Source organism: Polyangiaceae bacterium (genome assembly GCA_015075635.1).
In the GTDB taxonomy this organism is placed as follows: Bacteria; Myxococcota_A; Polyangia; order Polyangiales; family Polyangiaceae; genus JADJKB01.
Genome location: JABTUA010000001.1, coordinates 3,580,817 through 3,598,065, shown reverse-complemented (window position 1 = coordinate 3,598,065; position 17,249 = coordinate 3,580,817). Strand labels below are relative to the sequence as shown.

The following is a 17,249-nucleotide window of genomic DNA, read 5'->3' as shown; positions in this document are numbered from 1 at the left end:
TTACGAGGGGTTGTCGCTGAAAGCGCGCAATCTTCACTCGATACGGCGCAGGACCCAGTAGCCGCGTGGCGTGTCGACGGGCTCCGGGTGTACCGCGCCCTTGTCCAGGGTGAACAGGACCGCCTCGATTTCGGGCTCCAGCACGCCCCGGGGGATCCTCCCCGCGTCCGCCGTCGAGCCGCGATCCCCCTTCTTCACCGCCTCCGGGAAATCCCTCTTCGCGTCCTCCACGACCGCTTTGGCCTTTTCCAGGGCTTCTTGCTTGGTGCGCGCGCCGGTCGGGGCGAACTGCACGCCTTGGTAGGTGAAAAGCACCACCCCGAAAGACACCGTGCCGGGCGCGTTCGCCGGCAGCGGCTTGCCGCCGTCGCCGACCTCTTCGGCGGCCGGCAATAGGCTCGGCCCGGCGAGGTCTTCTTCTCCCGCGCTCCCGCTCGGCGCCGGGGCCGCGGAAGCCGAGGGCGGGGCGGACGCCGAAGCGCTCGGCGCCGGCAGCGTCCCGCGCGAGGCGGGGGCGCCAGCCTGATACATGGCGGCAACGAGTGCCGCCGAGGAGAGCACGCCCACCACCACGGACGTCCAGCGTTGCATTTCGGGGAGAGCGAGTAGCACGGCTGGGCCCGTGGCGGCCTCAGAAAGCGCGACAACTCCGCCCGCATCCTGCTAAGACAGGCGTCAGGGAACCCGTGTTCAAGGTCGAGTGCCCGGGGTGCAAGGCGCCCTACCAGGTCGACGAGCGCCGCGTGCCTTCGACGGGGCTCAAGATGCGTTGCCCGAAGTGCGGCAACTCGTTCCAGGTCGATCCTCCTCCGGACCCGCGCGCGACCGGCCCGAGCCCACTTTTGGCAGGAGCTCTCTCGGCAGCGGCGTCTCCAGCGGCCCCGGCCGCCACCAAGCCGGGGCTGCCCCCGATCCGCAAGCAGACGATGCTCGGGGTGGCGGGCCCAGGCGGCGTACCCGCAGCGCCTGCCAAACCCGCGTCGCCGAAGCAGACACTGCTGGGCACGGCCCCACCAACAGTGGGCGGTGCGCCCGCCCCGCCGCGGCCAGCGGGCGCAAAGCCTGCCCCGCCCCGTCCCGGCCTGACCAAGCCCCAGGCGCCCGTGCCGGAAGAAGCCGACCTTCCCGCTCTGGCTGGGGCGCCGTCTCCCTCCGAGTTCGCAGACTTCGGCGACATCGGCATCGACCTCGACCTGCCGGCGCCCGCCGCGGCGAAGCCGCCGGCGCCGCAGGCAGCCCCGAAACCACCTCTGCCGCCGCCGCGCGCCCCAGTGCCGGTCCCGGTCCCCATGGACGTGGACCTACCTGCCACAGTCGCTCCAAAGGGCGGCGGTTCGACCGGTGGGTTTGGCGAGATCGACCTGCCGTCACCGGTCGGTGCCGCACCAGACTTCCCCGCCGAGGCCCAGGAGTTCGATCTGCCGGTGGTGGGAGGCCACCGCCCAGCGGCGGCCGAACTGGACCTCCCCGCTGCCGCGCAGCGCGGTGGGGGCTTCGGCGAGGTGGACTTGCCGCTGCCGGCGGCCGACCTGCCCGCTGCTCGGGCCGGCGGAGGCGGCTTCGGCGAGCTCGACCTGCCCGCGCTGAGCGCGGAGCTACCGACCATTGGCGGTGACCTGCCATCCATCCAGGCAGGGCTTCCGGCGATTCAGGCCGGTCTGCCGGTGCCCGCCGCCGGTCTGCCGGTGCCCGCCGCCGGTCTGCCGGCGCCCGCGGCGGGATTGCCGATGAACGCGGCGGGATTGCCGATGAACGCGGCGACCCTGCCGATGAATGCTGCCGGGCTCCCGGTGCACGGCGGCACGCTGCCCATGGGCGAAGCTCCGAGCGCGTTCGGCGAGGTCGATCTGGGCGCTGGGGGCCGTCCGCCTTCGGCTCCCCCGTGGGGTGCTCCGCCGGCGGCGGCCGGCTCGACCGACGCCGGGGTGGTGCGCCAGTCGGGTGGCGGCACCGCATTCGGCGAGGTGAACCTCGACGCCGGCGGGGGCGGGGGCCCCATCGACGCGGTTCGCGACGACATGGAGTTCGGCGGCCTGCCGCAGGAGGGCGGTGCCGCAGCCGCGGAGGGCGCGCCGCTCCAGGTTCGGGCCCCGGTGCCGCGCATCGCCCGCGAGGAAGAGCTGGCGCCGCCGCCCAAGCGCAAGAGCCTCCGGGCCATCGCCGCCGTGGTGGTGGTGATGGTGCTCGCGGGGGGTGCCCTGGCGCTGGTCCCGAACGTCGGTCCGTTCGGCGTGCTCTGGATCTACGACAAGCTCAAGAGCGGCGACTACCAGAAGCTCCTGGCCGACACGCAGAAGACGGCCCGCGACGCGCTGGCCAAGGACAGCCACCCGGAAGCCAAGAAGGCTTACCAGGCGGCGGACGAGGCGCGCTCGAAGAACAAGCGCCAGAAAGGGCTCGCGGCTTACGCGGTCTACGTCGCCTATGGGCGGGAGCTGCGCTTCGGCGCCGACCCCGAGGTCAGCGCCCGCGCTTCGGTGCTGCTCGACGAGCTCAAGCAGGAGAGCTTCAAGGAAGTCCCCAACCTCGACCTGGCACGCGCGGCTCACGCGGCGGCGTCCGGCGGCGGTGGGGCGCGCGTCACGCTCGAAGCTCTGGTCAAGGCACGTCCGAACGACATCGACGTGCTCACGCTCCTGGGCGAGGTGACGCTCCGCGAACGCGACGCTCAGGCTGCCACCGAGGTGTGGGAGAAGGCGGAGGGCGTGGAGAAGAGCGCGCGCACCGCCTACGGGCTGGCGCGTGCCCGCTTCCTGGCCGCTGACCGCAAGAAGGCCGAGGAGCTGGCGAAGCTCACGCTCTCGCGCAACCCGAATCACACCGGAGCGCGCATCCTGACCGCGCGCGCGACCTGGAACTTCGGGCAAGAGCAGGCTGCGACGAAGCTCCTGGAAGCGGTCACTCAGGACACGGCCAGCTCGAGCTCTGGCGAGCTGGTCGAGGCGTTCACGCTGCTCGGCGAGGTCCACCTGGCCCGGTCGCGGGTGACCCACGCCGAGAAGGCTTTCTCCGAGGCGCTCAAGATCGAGCCCAAGTCGGCCCGTGCGCTGGTCGGGCTCGGCGACGCCCTCTACCGCGCCGGTCGTTACGCCGAGGCGCTGGCGCGCTTCGAGGCTGCCGTTCAGGCCGACGACAAGGAGGTCACCGCGAAGGTCGGCGTGGCCAAGACCACCCTCGCGCTCGAGCGCCTCCAGGACGCCATGGCCGCCATCCAGAATCTGCGCACGGCGTTCCCCAAGAGCGTGCTGGTAGCGTACTGGTACTGCCGCATCTCCGAGGCGTCCGGCGCTCGCAAGGAAGCCGAAGCGACGTATCGCGAGGTGCTGAAGTCCGGGGTCGTGGATCCGGACATCGGCCTCGTCTACATCGGTCTCGCGCAGCTGTTGAACGCTCAGGGCAAGAACGACGAGGCCCAGGCCGTGCTGGCCGACGCCCGGAAGATGCTGCCGGATTCTGCCTCGGTTCACGTCGCGATGGGCGACATCGCGCTCGGTCAAGGCAAGAGCGACGACGGCATCCGCGAGTACCAAGCCGCGCTCGTGCTCGATCCCGGCGACGTCGGAGCGAAGTTCAAGCTCGGCATTGCGCTCAGGCGCGACAAGAAGTTCGACCAGGCGGCCAAGACCTTCGACGAGGTGGCGGCGATCGACAAGGAGTACCCGGGCTTGGCCCTGGAGCGTGGCCTCCTGTTCGAGGCGTCCGGCCGCGGCGCCGAGGCGCTCAAGGCCTACGAGGACGCGCTGGCCAAGGCCCCGAACGATCCCGACCTGATGCTGCGAGTCGCCTGCGGGAAGGCCACCACGCAGGCCGCGAAAGAGGCCTCCGAGATGATCAGCAAGGTGCTCGAGAAGCGCCCCTCTTCGGCTGAGGCCCACCACTGCAAGGGCAAGGCCCTGCTCACGCTGGGCTCGAACACTCTGGCCGAAGCGCTCAAGACCCTGGAAAAGGCGGTGGACCTGGACCCCAACCGCGCCGAGTACCACCTCTACGTCGCCTGGGCGGCCAACGAGGTGGGCCGCCCCCAGCGCGCCGAGACGGCCGTGCAGAAGGCGCTCGAGCTGGACGCGGGCATGGGCGACGCCTACTGGCAGCGCGGTGTCCTGCGCTTCAAGCAGGGCGCGGTGCGCGACGCGGTCAAGGACCTACAGAAGGCCTTGGAGCTGAAGCCGGGCCGGCTGGAAGCACACGCCGCCCTCGCCGACAGCTACTACGATCTGGGCAAGGAAGCCGAGGCGCTGTCCGAGTACAAGATCGCGGTCGAAGGGCAGCCGGACAACCCCACCTGGCGCTTCCGCTACGGCAAGCTCCTGGTGGCCAACAACCGTCACGCGGAGGCCGAGACCCAGCTCACGCGCGCCCTCGAGATCGTCGGCAAGGCCGACTCGAAGCCGCGCTGGGAGTGGGAAGCGCACCACATGCTCGCGCGGGCCATGGGCGGGAAGAAGGAATCCATCCCGCACTGGGAGGCGTTCCTGCGGCTCGCCCCGGCGGACAACCCCTACCGCGCCGAAGCGAAGAAGATCCTGGCCGGGCTGGGCAAGCCTTGGGACGGCAATTGAGCGCGGGAGCTCCTCCCGGCGCCGTGCTTCCGTCCAAGCTCGACACCGAGCGGGTCGTCTTCGACGGCGATCGAGAGCTCCACCAGGAGCTCATGCGGGACAAACGCTTCGTGCGCTTGCTGGTGGCGAAGGAAGGCGACGCCGAGAGTGTCTCCGCTCGGCGCCAGCTGCTCCTGTCCGCGCTGCGGCTGACGCGGGACATGGCGCCGGAGCCGTTCGGTGCGCTGACCGACGTGGTGGGGGGGCTGGGGATCCAGGCGGAGGTCGAGCTCTTCTGCGTGTCCGACACGCGCATCAACGCCTTCGTGGTGCCGCCCCAGGGCGAAGGGGGCGTGGTGCTGGTCGGCTTCACCAGCGAGGCGCTGGAGCGCCTCGATCCGGGCGAGCTCCGCTTCGTCCTGGGTCACGAGATCGGGCACGTCCTCTTGGGGCACTTCAACCTCTCGGTCAGCGACCTGGTCGGCGACGAGAACGTGTCGCCCCTGCAGATGGTCAGGCTCTGCGCGTGGATGCGCTACGCCGAGCTCTCCGCGGACCGCGTCGGCCTTCTGTGCTGCGACGACTTCGACACGGCTGTGCGTGCGTTCTTCAAGCTCACCAGCGGGCTCACCAAGCAGAGCTACCTGGGTCACGCGCGGTCTCACGCGGAACAGCTGGCCGCGGTCAAGCGGGACGAGCTCCCGAGCAGCGAAGCAGACTGGTTCTCGACCCACCCCTACAGTCCGCTGCGCGTGAAGGCGCTGGATCTGTTCTCTCGCTCAGAGACCTTTCATGCACTGATGGGGCGCAGCGCCGCCGACGCGCGCTTCCACCGCTTCCTGGGCAAGAGCGGCGCGCTGCTCTCGGAGGCGGAGCTCGAGCGCGAGGTCGGCGCGCTGATGAAGATCATGAACCCCAGCTTCCTCTCGGACGATCTGGACGTGGTGGTGACCACGCGGGAGCTCTTGGCGCTCGGGGGCATGGCGGTCGCGCTCGCCGACGGGCAGATCAGCCGAGGCGAGCGCGAGGCGCTGGGCAAGCTGGTGGGCAAGCGCGGCATCGTCGACAAGGCCGCCGAGCTCCTCGATCTATCGCCGGCCGACCACGAGACCCGCATGCGCGCCCTCGCCGAGCGCCTCGGCCGACACCTGCCGCCGCTCGGTTGTCGCAAGGTGGTCGAAGACCTGATCGTCGTGGCTCTGGCAGATCGCCAGCTGATGCGCTCCGAGCTCGAGGTCGTGGTCAAGGTGGCCGGCTGGCTCGGCGTGCCCGCGGAGGACGTCGAGCGGACCCTGGTGCGGGTCCTCGGCCACCTGGACTGAGCCCGCGATGGCCCACGCCCCGGTGCCGGTGACGCTGATCGCGGGCTTCCTGGGCTCCGGCAAGACCACGTTCCTGAACCACGTCCTGGCCGGTGAGCACGGGCGCCGGGTCGCGGTCCTGGTCAACGACTTCGGAGACGTCAGCATCGACGCCGAGCTGATCGCCTCGGCTGACGACACCAGCGTCACGCTGACCAACGGCTGCATCTGCTGCACCATCCGCGACGACCTGGTCAAGGCGGTGCGCGACGTGCTCCGGCGCGAGCCGCCGCCGGAGCACCTGGTGGTCGAGCTCTCGGGGATCGCCGATCCGGGCAGCGTCCTCCGCAGCTTCGCGCTGATGGAGAAGACCTGGCCTCTCTTCGTGGACGGCGTGATCGCGCTGGTCGATGTCGAACACTTTCCCGAGGAGGGCGAGCCCCACCACACGCTGGCGCGTGAGCAGCTGGTGCTGGCGGACGTCGTCCTGCTCAACAAGACGGACCTGGTGCCGCCCGAACGCGTGGCAGAGCTCCGGCGCCGCATCACGGGTTGGGTGCCCACCGCGCGGGTCGTCGAGACCGTGCGGGGCGAGATCCCGCTGGAGCTCTGCCTGGGGTTCGGCGCGGAGCCGGACCACCCGCGTGACCTGGGCCACGCGGCGGAGGTCGCGACGGCCGACAGCCACGGCTTCTCCACCTTCACCTACCGGACGCCGTCGATGCTGGCGCTGGGAGCGCTGCGTGCGACCTGCACCGAGCTGCCGGCCGGGGTGTTCCGCGCCAAGGGCTTCGTCCACCTCGACGCGCGACCGGACCACCGCACCGTCTTGCAGATCGTCGGACGCCGCGCGCGCATCGAGCTCGGCGAGCCGTGGGGGCAGCGCACCCCGGAGACCGTGATCGTGTTCATCGGCGCACGCGAGGGCTTCGATCGCGACGCACTCCGCGCGGTGTTCGACGCCTGCATCGCGCGCCCCGGCGGCCCTGGCCGCGCCGGATTTCCCGGCGCAATCAGCTGGATTCGCGAGCGCTTTCGCGCGCGCTGAGCGCGCATGTAAAGATGGCGCGCGTGGAGAGCGACGCCCAGCCGCCCGGCAGCGAAGCGCTGCAGCAAGCAGAGCTCCTGGCGACGGTCCTGGCTCATTCCACCGATGTGATCAGCATCCTCGATCTCGACGGGAAGCTGCTCTACATGAACCGCGGTGGGGCGGGGCGCCCGGTCCGAGATCTGCTCGGGCTCAGGCCCCTGGACTTCCTCGACGCGGGCAGCCGCGCGCCGTGGCAGGCTGCCATCGACCGTGCCGTCTCGACCGGCCTGCCCCAGGAGCTCGAGTTGGTCTCGGTGACCGGTCTGGCGTGGCGCACGCGGGTCGTTCCCGTTCTCAGGGAGGGCAAGGTGGCGGCGTTGATCTCGATCGCCACCGACGTCACCACCGAGAAGGACACCGAGCGGGCGCTCCGGGCCAGGGAACAGCAGCTCCGGCTCGCGCTGGAGGCGTCCGGCATGGGTCAGTGGTGCTGGAACGTCGCCCGGGACGAGGTGACTTGGGACGCGGCGGCCAAGCGCATCTTCGGCTTCGACCAAGGGCGGGAGGACATCACCTACGCGACCTTCCTCGACCGCGTGCACCCCGAAGACGTCGAACGCGTCAAGGAACACGTGGCGGCGGCACTCCAGACCGGCCTCTACCCGGACCTCGAGAGCCGCATCGTGCTCCCGGGCGGCATCGAACGCTGGGCGCTGATGATCGGCCGGGTGTTGCACGACGCCGACGGCAAGCCGACGGACCTGATCGGTGGCATCGTGGACATCACGCAGTCGAAGGCGAACGAGGCCCAGCTGCGGCGCACCGAGAAGCTGGAGGCCATCGGCCAGCTCGCCGGCGGAGTCGCCCACGACTTCAACAATCTCCTCGTGGCGATCATGGGCAACGTCGAGCTGGCGCGTCGGATCGACGATCCTTCGCTGCGCGACGCCCACCTGTCGGAGTCGCTCTTGGCGTGCTCGCGCGCGGCCGATCTGACGCGGCAGCTCCTGGCGTTCGGGCGCAAGCAGCAGCTGCTCGAGACCGAGCTCGACGTGAACGAGGTGATCGCCGACACCATGAAGCTCTTGCGGCGCCTGTTGCCGTCGAGCATCGCGGACATCGAGTCCGCGAGCGAAGGGGGGACCGTGCTCGGCGACCGCGGTCAGCTCGAGCAGGTGCTGGTCAACCTGTGCGTGAACGCACGCGACGCCATGCCGGACGGCGGGCGGCTGATGATCCACGTCGCGGAGCGGGAGCTCGAGCCACGACACCGCGAGAGCCACCCCTGGGCGCGGCCCGGCCGCCACGTCGTCGTCAGCGTTCGCGACAGCGGAACTGGCATTTCCCCAGAGGTAATCGACCGTGTCTTCGAGCCCTTCTTCACGACGAAACCCCATGGAACCGGGCTCGGGCTCGCCAGCGCCTACGGCATCGTCAAGCAGCACGGCGGCGTGCTCCGCGTTTAGAGCGAGCTCGGGGCGGGGGCGCGCTTCGACGTCTACCTGCCGCGGGCCGAAGCGGCGGAGCCAGCGCCGGCCAAGGACGTGCCGGTGGAGGTCCGCGGCGGAACGGAGACGATCCTGGTCGCCGAGGACGAGCCCGCCGTGAGCTACGTGGTGGGACGCATCCTGGAGGGAGCTGGCTACCGCGTGTTGACGGCCGAAGACGGCGCGAGCGCAGTCGATCTCTTCCGGCGCGAGCGCGCGTCGGTCTCGCTGTTGGTGCTCGACTCGGTGATGCCCCACAAGAGCGGAGCGGAGGTGGCGGTCGAGGTGCGCGCGCTGGCTCCGAACGTCGGCATCATCCTGAGCTCGGGGTACTCCGACGCGCTGACCGAAGGGCCCGCCGCTTCCGAGTTCGACGAGGTCCTGCCCAAGCCGTACGAGCCGGATCAGCTGCTACGCGCGATCCGAGCGGTGCTGGACGCCCGCGCGCGCGTCGGCTCTCGGTGACGAACCGTCACTTGTGGAGGATGTCGGCCTTCAGGGAGAAAGCGATCGCGAGCACATCCTTCTGACTCTGCTCGTCCACCCCCCGCTTCTTCAGCGCGAACAGGATGTCGTCGATGACGGCCATGTACTCTGCCTCGCCGATGTTCATGCCCCGGTGGGCATCCGGCATGCTGCGTCCCTGGTACTGCTCGGGACCCCCGCTGCCTGCGCCGAGGAAGTTGCAGGTGTGCCGCTTCACCTGCGCCAGGTGGGCCGGATCGTCCTTGCTGGGCAGGAAGCGGGCGTTCACGGCCGGGTTCTGCATGTGCGCTTCGACGATGTCGTCGACCAGGGCGCTGATCCCCTGGGCGCCTCCCAGGCGTTCGTAGAGCGAAGCGGACTTGGTCTCGGCGTCGGTCGGCATGGTGCGGCCCTCCTCGTGGCTTGCCCGGCAGGAATAGACCGGTCGGTCTAGTTTGTAAAGCAAAAAAACCCGTGGGTTAGCGCGGAGCCGCCGCGTTGAAGTAGAAGTCGAGCATGGCCCGGAGGGGCGCTGGATCGCGCGTCAGCCGGCAGCGCAGCGCGGCGCCCTCCCAGCAGTCCACGAGCACCTCCGCCATCGCCTCCGGATTCGTCCCCCGCGCAAGGTCGCCGCGGGCTCGCGCCTCCTCCAGTGACTCCGCGATGCGCCCGGCGATGAAGCGGAGGCACTCCTCGACCTTGGCGCGGAAGGTCTCGCTCACACCCGAAAGCTCTTGTCCGAGCCCTCCGAGGAGACAGCCGAGGTAGCCCTCGCCGCGGTACTTCTCTTCGACCGCGCCGAAGAAGCTCCTCACGCGCTCGAGCGGCGGCTTGCTGCGATCACCCAGGAACGCGTCGAGCGCGCCGTGCACCTCCAGCATGTAGAGGTCGATGCACGCGAGGCCGAACTCCTCCTTGGTCCTGAAGTGGTGATAGAAGGAGCCCTTCGGGATCTTGGTCGCCTCGAGCAGCGCTTGGACGCCGAGGTCGTGGTAGCCGCGCTCGAGGAGCATGGCCATGCCCGCCTCGAGCAGGCGATCTCTGGTCGGTTTGGCAGGCACGCGAGCTCGATTGGACCGAACGGTCTAGACAGACTCTACGCTGGGGTCGCGCAGAGTCAATCGTCTCGCCTGCTCCTCAGTTCTTTCAGTTCTCGATGAAGCTCTTCAGCTGCTTGCTGCGGCTCGGGTTGTTTGTGCCCCCACTCGCCTCGCTGCGCTCGGCGGTCGCCCCCAAACGCGGCAGCACGCGCCGGTGTCAGCGCTGTGCCAACGACCTTTGGCGCTCTTGCGCCGGCGCGCGCTGCGCGCGCGGGGGCGACGCGTCGCTCCGCGTCCGGCGGCGCCGTCACTTCGACGGCGGCGACGTGAGGTTCCTCCGGCTCCCCGCATCAAGCCTCGGCGGTCGCCCCCAAACGCTGCTTCTGCGGCGGCAGGCGCGGCGGAGGAGCAAAGCGACGAGCCATCCGAATCCAGCGACGCCGGAACCGCTTCCTCTGCGGGTGCGGCAGCCGCAGCCCCCGTCAACTTGGCTGGTCGGACTTGCCCCGTCGCCGGCGTCCTTGCCCGTGCCCGCATCTGTGCTCGTTCCGGCGCCGCCTGCCGAACCAGCGGTTCCGCCACCCATTCCACCCGCCCCGGCTGCACCCACGCCGCCGCTGGCCGTACCGGCCGCGCCCGCTAGACCCCCACCGCCATCCGATCCGCCGGTGCCTCCGTTGGCCGTACACGCGCCGTCGATGCAGGTGCCCGCCGCGCAAGGCGTGCCGTTCGCGACCGCGGCTTGCTGGCAGCCGGCGACGGAATTGCACGTGTCGTTGGTGCACGGATTGTTGTCGTTGCAGTCGAGCGGGGTCGTACCGGGGGTGCAAACACCGTTTTGGCAGCTGTCGCCGACGATGCAGGCGTTGCCGTCGGCGCAGCTCGTCGCGGTCAGTTGGGTACAGGTGCCGTCGGCGCTGGCGCCGAGCGCGACGGTGCAGGCTTGGCAGTCATCCGGAACGCTCGCACCACAGGCTGCGCTGCAGCAGACGCCGTCGGCGCAGAAGCCGCTCACGCACTCGCTGGCCGCGCCGCACTTGGCCCCGTTCGTTTTCTTCGGCCCAAAGACGTACACGCTGCCGGCGTAGATGCCGCCCGCGTGGCCGTCGTCGGGCGCCCCGACGAGGGCAGTTTCGCCCGAGACGGCTACGCTGCGGCCGAAGTAGTCGCCTGCCGCTCCGTCGCTGGCGGTCAACGTCGACTGCTGGCTCCAGACCGAGCCCGACCGCACGAATACATACGCGCTGCCGGTGGGGTAATGGTACGGCGCCGAAACGAGAGCCGTGTCGCCAGAGAGGGCCACCGACCAGCCGAAGCGGTCGTTCGCCGCCGCGTCGCTGGCAGTCAGCTTCTGCTGCTGGCTCCAGAGCGAGCCTGAGCGCACGAACACGTACGCGCTGCCGGCGTAGGCGCCGCCCGCGTGGCTGGCGTGGAGCGCCCCCACGACGGTCGTGTCGCCGAAGTGGGCCACGGAGCTGCCGAAGGCGTCGCCTCCCGCCGCGTCGCTGGCGGTCAGCTTCTGCTGCTGGCTCCAGAGCGAGCCCGAGCGCACGAACACGTACGCGCTGCCGGCGTCGGTGCCTCCCGCATGGTCGTCCGAAGGGGCTCCCACGACGGTCGTGTCGCCGGAGACCGCCACGGACCGGCCGAAGGCGTCGTTCGGCGCCGCGTCGCTGGCGGTGAGCTTCTGCTGCTGGCTCCAGGTCGAGCCCGAGCGCACGAACACGTACGCGCTGCCGGCGCCCGTGCCGCCCGCATCCTTGACTGCCCCAACGACGGCCGTGTCGCCAGATAGGGCCACCGACCCGCCGAAGGCGTGTTCTGACGCCCACGTCGAGTTAGCGGCGTCGCTGGCGGTGAGCTTCTGCTGCTGGCTCCAGGTCGAGCCCGAGCGCACGAACACGTACGCGCTGCCGGCGTTGATGCCGCCCACGTAGCTGTCGAACGGGGCCCCGACGAGGGCAGCGTCGCCCGAGACGGCCACGGAGGCACCGAAGGCGTCGCTTGCCGCCGCGTCGTTGGCGGTGAGCTTCTGCTGCTGGCTCCAGACGGAGCCCGAGCGCACGAACACGTACGCGCTGCCGGCCGCCTGGTCATCGCCTCGGGCCCCGAGGAGGGCCGTGTCGCCAGAGAGGGCCACGGACCAGCCGAAACCCGATACCATGAGACACGGCGGTGCCTTGCCGATCGTGAAGCCTTGCTCGAGGCCGAGCGGCCCTGTGAGGTACCACTCGTCGACCGACCCGGAACCTGCGCGCCTTCGGTAGTCGACGCGGTTTTCGTGCGCGAACTGCGCGGCCGTCTCGACCGGCTCGCGCGCGTCGGGACAACCCACGTTCGCGAGCGAAAGGCTGCCGTCGTCTTCGCTCTGGCCCTCGCGTCGCAGCGCTACGCCGCCCGACTCGAAGCGCGCCTCGAAGCCTTGCGCGGTCGCCCACGGCGCTCCGGGCGGGCACGTCCCGCTGTCGTCGAGGCGCACGTGATGCAGCTCGCCCGCTTCGCGCTGTGTCGAATGGATCACTGCCGCCCGCAACGCGGCGGGCGCCGTGTCGAGGCCGTTCGCGCGATCTCTCCGCTCGGCTGGTGGCGGGGCCTCATTCGCGCTTTCGATCTTCCCGGAGCCGCGTCCGCCAACGCGCCCTGCGCCGTCGCCGCCGCAGCCGAGAGCGCCCAGTGCGAGTGCCGTCGAGAGCACACCGCAACGAGCTCTCGACGTGAAGTGGGTCTTCATGGGGGAGTGTCCTTTCGCGCGCGAGGGACGTGCCAACAGATCAGGGTGCAGCACCCCGACGACGACGAAGCGGACCTGATGCCGCCCGAGGACCTCAATCAGTCGAAGGAACCGGTTCTCCACGGCGCTTCACCCGTTCCGCGAGCTGGACCAAGTCCTCGAGCACCTGAAGGCACTCGAGCGGCGTCAGGCGCAGGTTCGCGCGGATCAGCGTCCGATCGACGCCGTTGTCGTCGTAGTCGGGCGCCGGGGCGCGAACTGGTCATCCTCACCCAGTAACATCCACAAACCGCATTTCCAGGTCGTGTCAGGTCACCCGCGCCGCAACGCGGCGCCGCCGCGAAGCGGCTCCGGAACGACTCGGTGGATCTTGGCACGATCAGATCACGATCGGCAAACGAGACCGAGACGCACGAGAATACTGGCGAGCCCAGCGCATGGCATGCGGCTGGTTGGAGCAGTCGCCAGACGCTTCCCGTCGCTACACGAGATTGAGACCCGAGCCTCAGTTCTCGATGAAGCTCTTCAGCTGCTTGCTGCGGCTCGGGTGGCGGAGCTTCCGGAGCGCCTTAGCCTCGATCTGGCGGATGCGCTCGCGGGTGACCTCGAAGTCCTGACCGACCTCTTCCAGGGTGTGGTCGCTCTTCTCGCCGATGCCGAAGCGCATGCGCAGGACCTTCTCCTCGCGCGGCGTCAGGGTCTTCAGGACCTTCCGCGTCTGTTCCGACAAGTTCATGTTGATCACTGCATCCGCAGGGCTGATCACGCTCTTGTCCTCGATGAAGTCGCCAAGATGGCTGTCTTCCTCTTCGCCGATGGGGGTCTCGAGGCTGATGGGCTCCTTCGCGATCTTCAGGACCTTGCGCACCTTGTCGAGCGGCAGCTCCATCTTCTCCGCGATCTCCTCCGGGGTCGGCTCGCGGCCATACTCCTGGACCAGGTAGCGGCTGGTGCGGATCAGCTTGTTGATCGTCTCGATCATGTGCACCGGGATGCGGATGGTGCGGGCCTGATCGGCGATGGCGCGGGTGATGGCCTGGCGGATCCACCAGGTGGCGTAGGTGGAGAACTTGTAGCCGCGCTTGTACTCGAACTTGTCGACGGCCTTCATCAGGCCGATGTTGCCCTCCTGGATCAGGTCCAGGAACTGCAGGCCGCGGTTCGTGTACTTCTTCGCGATGCTGACCACGAGGCGGAGGTTGGCCTCGACCAGCTCGGCCTTGGCCTTCTCGGCCTTGCGCTCGCCCGACATGATGGCGTCGTAAGTGCGCATCAACTCGTTGACGTCGACCTTGAGCTCCTCTTCGACCTTCTTGACGCCCTTCTGGGCGCTCTTCAGCGCTTCGCTGACGTCCTCGAGCTCCTCGGTCTCGACGCCGAGCTTCTCGGCCAGGGTGCGCTCCGCCTCGGGATCGTCCTTGGCCTCGCGCAGCATCTTCTTGAGCTCGTTCTTGCTGGCTCCGGACTGCTTCTCGAGCTCGGTGGCCCTGGACTGGGCGTTCTGCACCTTCTCGATCATGCTCTTGAGCTTGCCGACGATCTTGTCGATGGTCTTCTTGTTGAGACGCATCTCCTGCAGCGTCTCGACCAGCTCCTGCTTGTTGTCGGAGAGCTCCTTGTCGATGAGCTTCCTGCGCACGTCGTTGGCCGTCTTGCGCTCCTCGGCCAGGTCGTAGTGCTTCTTGTCCAGGCGCTTCACGCGCTCGATCAAACGGATGATGCGGCGGTCCGCCTCCTCCTCGTCGAACTCGTGCTCCTCGTCCTCGGCGTCGCGCACGATGTCCTTGACGCGGATCTTGTGGGCCTTCAGGCGCTCGCCGATGTCGATGATCTCGCGCACGGCCACGGGGCTCATCAGGATCGAGCCGAGCACCTCGTTCTCGCCCTCCTCGATGCGCTTGGCGATCTCGACCTCGCCCTCGCGTGTGAGCAGGGCCACGCTTCCCATCTTGCGCAGGTACATGCGCACCGGGTCGTTGGACTTGTAATAGTCCTCCTCGCCGGCCTTGGCCGCGGGCTGCGGCGTCTCCGCCTCTTCTTCGCCCTTGGGGGCGGTCTTGCCGGGCGCGAGCTCCTCGTCCGCCATGTGGCGGGCCTGGATCTTCAGGTTGGTCGCGTCGTCGACGACCTCGATGTCCTCGTCGTCGAGCGTCGAGAGCACGTCGTCGATCTGGTCCGGCTGCACGGCGTCGGGCGGCAGCGCCTCGTTCACGTCGTCGTAGGTGAGGAAGCCCTTCTTCTTCCCCAGGCTGATCAGATCCGCGACGCCCTGCTTGCTCTTGCCGTTGCCCTTGGTCTTGGCGGCCGGCGGCGGAAAGCTGGAGGTGCTCCGGCTCGAGTCCGGCCCGTCGTCGTCCTCGTCCGCGCGAGGCTTGCCCTTGCCCTTGGCGGCGGCGCCGTTCTGCTTCTGCGCGGCGGCCTTGGCCTTGTCGCGCGCGAGCTTCTCCTTCTCGCGTTCCTTGTCCTTGCTGTCCTTCGAGGCCTTCGCCGTGGCTTTCGCCGGGGCCGCCTTCTGAGGCGCAGGCTTCGCCGCGGCCTTCGCCGCGGGCTTGGCCTTCGCCTTCACAGGGGCCGCCTTCGCCTTCGCGGGGGCCGCCTTCTTGGGCAGGCTGGTCTTCTTCGCCGGCTTGGTTTTCTTTGCTCCCACAGCTACCTCGATTTCAAAGCCCGTGACGCTCGCGCCCACGGCGCATGTGCTCACGCAGCAGAGCCATTTCCTGATCGACGTCCCCAACGCTCGCTGCGCGCTGAAGCTCCTCAACAACTTCGCTTCTTCGTCGCTTGTGCTCGAGCCGCTTCAACTTCTCAATGTTCTGCAAAAGCTCGACGCGAGCGTCCTCGACACGTTCGTGTCGAGGGGCGGCCAGCCGAGCGGAGGCGAATGGATGGATCGAAGGCCCGAGCTTCGCAAGGACAACTTCCGGGTTCTGCAAGACTCCGTCCTGACACGCTTGACGCAATGCGGCAATGGCCCCGGCGACGTCCCCCTCGACTAGGTCCACCCCGGCGATGACCTCCTCATCGCCGAGAAGCTCCGGATAGTCCAACAAAGCGCCGAAAATGACCTGCTCGATCTCGGGCCGCCCCGAGGTCGAGCGGGCGCGCTCCGGCGGGGCCGCCCGCGCGAAGGGGGCCGGTCGGCCCCCCGCCAGCCCCGAGAGCACCGCCCCGCGCAGCGCCCGAAAAGTGCGCGCGTCGCCCATGCCGAGCCGAGAAGCGATGCGGTCGGCGTGCTGCTCCGCCAGCGCCCGTACCGCCGGGTCGTCCTCGGAGCCGATGAGATCGGTCACCTCTTTGAGCTTGTCCGCCCGGGCCTGGGCGTCGGTGGCACCGAACGAATCCAGCGCGCTGTCGATCAGGTACTCGAGCATGCCGCGGCCGGCGCCGACCACGCGCCGGATGGCTTCGGCGCCGTGCTCGCGGCACAGCTGGTCGGGGTCGGTGCCCTGGGGCAACGTCCCCACCTTGGCGCTGAGCCCGGCTTGTTTGCACGGCTCGCGGGAGGCCACGACGGCTCGCCGACCGGCGGAGTCGCCGTCGAACAAGAGGGTGACGTTCGGCGCGAAGCGCTTCACCAGGCGCGCCTGCTCGGCGGTGAACGCCGTGCCCAACGGAGCCACGACGTTCTTGATGCCGTGCGCGTGTAAGCTGACCACGTCGAAGTTGCCCTCGACCAGGATGGCGAGACCCGAGTCGCGGATGGCGCTCCTGGCCTGGTAGAGCCCGAACACCGCCTCGCGCTTGCGGTAGATCGGCGACTCCGGCGAGTTCACGTACTTCGCCGGCGGCTCCGCGGGCGCCGAGCCGCCGAAGCGCTCGATGCCCAGCGCGGAAAGCTCCGAGTCGTCCGGGTCGTCGAGCGCCCGACCGCTGAAGGCGATGACTCTGCCCTGAAGGTCGAGCACCGCGAACATCAGGCGGTGGCGAAAGCGATCGTAGTGGCCGCTGCCGCTCTTGCGCGGGACCAGGAGCCCCACCTGCTCGGCGGCGCGATGACTGAGCCCGGCGTCGCGCAGGTGATTGGTGAGCGCGTCCCAGGCATAGGGTGCGTAGCCGATGCGGAAGGCCTGGAGCGCGTCCGCGATCGGGCCCGTGGGGTCGTCCGCGCGAAGGCCCCGCTTCTCGAGCTCTCGCTCGGCGTGGCGCCCGAGGGAGTGCTCGCGCAGCATGCGCTCGAAGAACTCCGCGGCCGCGCTGCCCACCGCGTAGAGCTCGTCCTGCTTGCGGCGCGCCTCCAGCTCTTGCTTCTTCTGCTGCTCGTCGTGGTGCTCGACGATGGTGATGCCCGCGCGCTCGGCCAGGCGCCGGATCGCCTCGACGAAGGAGAGCCCCTCGAGCTCCATCAAGAAGCGAAAGGCGTCGCCGTGCGCGCCGCAGCCGAAGCAGTGGTAGAAGCCGCGCTCCTCGTTGACGTGGAAGCTGGGCGTCTTCTCCTTGTGGAACGGGCACAGCCCCTGGTGCGAGCGCCCTCGCTTCTGGAGCTTCACCGACTCGCCGACGAGCGCGACGATGGCCGTGTGCGCGCGCACACGGTCGATGGTCTCCTGCCCGATCACGGCGGGAGGCATACTCCAATTCCGGCGCGATCCAAGGTTCGCTCAGCGGTTTTCTCCCCTTGCAAGAGCGGTGCCTTGCAGAGGGCGGTGCGGGCCAGGTA

The 17,249-nt window shown here is 69.4% G+C and carries 11 protein-coding genes and 1 pseudogene; 6 read left to right on the top strand and 6 right to left on the bottom strand.

Going from position 1 to position 17,249, the window contains the following annotated elements:
- Window positions 1-33: 33 nt before the first annotated feature.
- Window positions 34-591 (bottom strand): peptidylprolyl isomerase, encoded by a 558-nt coding sequence (locus tag HS104_16270; protein ID MBE7481522.1) that lies wholly within the window; start codon window positions 589-591, stop codon window positions 34-36.
- On the opposite strand from HS104_16270, the pseudogene HS104_16265 reads away from it, so the two are divergent.
- The 6 genes and pseudogenes from HS104_16265 to HS104_16240 all read left to right on the top strand — a co-directional run bounded on the left by HS104_16265 (window position 543) and on the right by HS104_16240 (window position 8,821).
- Window positions 543-797: pseudogene (locus HS104_16265) on the top strand (zinc-ribbon domain-containing protein). The gene HS104_16270 and the pseudogene HS104_16265 sit on opposite strands and share 49 nt — an antisense overlap.
- Entirely contained in the window at window positions 687-4,559 is a 3,873-nt protein-coding gene (locus tag HS104_16260; GenBank protein MBE7481521.1) for a zinc-ribbon domain-containing protein, read from the top strand. The pseudogene HS104_16265 and the gene HS104_16260 overlap by 111 nt, the downstream one beginning before the upstream one ends.
- Window positions 4,560-4,582: 23 nt before the next feature.
- Window positions 4,583-5,860, top strand: coding sequence for a M48 family metalloprotease (locus HS104_16255; GenBank protein ID MBE7481520.1), 1,278 nt, complete (start codon window positions 4,583-4,585; stop codon window positions 5,858-5,860).
- Between the two features lie 7 nt (window positions 5,861-5,867).
- On the top strand, window positions 5,868-6,887 hold the full coding sequence (locus HS104_16250) for a GTP-binding protein (protein MBE7481519.1): 1,020 nt from the start codon (window positions 5,868-5,870) through the stop codon (window positions 6,885-6,887).
- A 14-nt stretch (window positions 6,888-6,901) separates the two neighbouring features.
- Window positions 6,902-8,335, top strand: a complete 1,434-nt coding sequence (locus HS104_16245) for a PAS domain-containing protein (GenBank protein MBE7481518.1) — start codon at window positions 6,902-6,904, stop codon at window positions 8,333-8,335.
- A gap of 84 nt (window positions 8,336-8,419) precedes the next feature.
- The gene (locus tag HS104_16240) at window positions 8,420-8,821 is read left to right on the top strand and encodes a response regulator (GenBank protein ID MBE7481517.1); all 402 of its coding nucleotides are present in this window, start codon (window positions 8,420-8,422) and stop codon (window positions 8,819-8,821) included.
- Between the two features lie 7 nt (window positions 8,822-8,828).
- On the opposite strand, the gene HS104_16235 is transcribed toward HS104_16240, so the two are convergent.
- The 5 genes from HS104_16235 to HS104_16215 all read right to left on the bottom strand — a co-directional run bounded on the left by HS104_16235 (window position 8,829) and on the right by HS104_16215 (window position 17,148).
- Entirely contained in the window at window positions 8,829-9,224 is a 396-nt protein-coding gene (locus HS104_16235) for a group 1 truncated hemoglobin (protein ID MBE7481516.1), read from the bottom strand.
- Window positions 9,225-9,300: 76 nt separating this feature from the next.
- Window positions 9,301-9,840: a TetR family transcriptional regulator C-terminal domain-containing protein gene (locus tag HS104_16230; GenBank protein ID MBE7481515.1), complete on the bottom strand. Its 540-nt coding sequence runs from the start codon at window positions 9,838-9,840 to the stop codon at window positions 9,301-9,303.
- A gap of 328 nt (window positions 9,841-10,168) precedes the next feature.
- Window positions 10,169-12,340, bottom strand: coding sequence for an FG-GAP repeat protein (locus HS104_16225; protein ID MBE7481514.1), 2,172 nt, complete (start codon window positions 12,338-12,340; stop codon window positions 10,169-10,171).
- 757 nt (window positions 12,341-13,097) lie between these two features.
- On the bottom strand, window positions 13,098-15,251 hold the full coding sequence (gene rpoD, locus HS104_16220; GenBank protein MBE7481513.1) for an RNA polymerase sigma factor RpoD: 2,154 nt from the start codon (window positions 15,249-15,251) through the stop codon (window positions 13,098-13,100).
- Between the two features lies 1 nt (window position 15,252).
- The gene (locus HS104_16215) at window positions 15,253-17,148 is read right to left on the bottom strand and encodes a toprim domain-containing protein (protein ID MBE7481512.1); all 1,896 of its coding nucleotides are present in this window, start codon (window positions 17,146-17,148) and stop codon (window positions 15,253-15,255) included.
- Window positions 17,149-17,249: the final 101 nt, after the last annotated feature.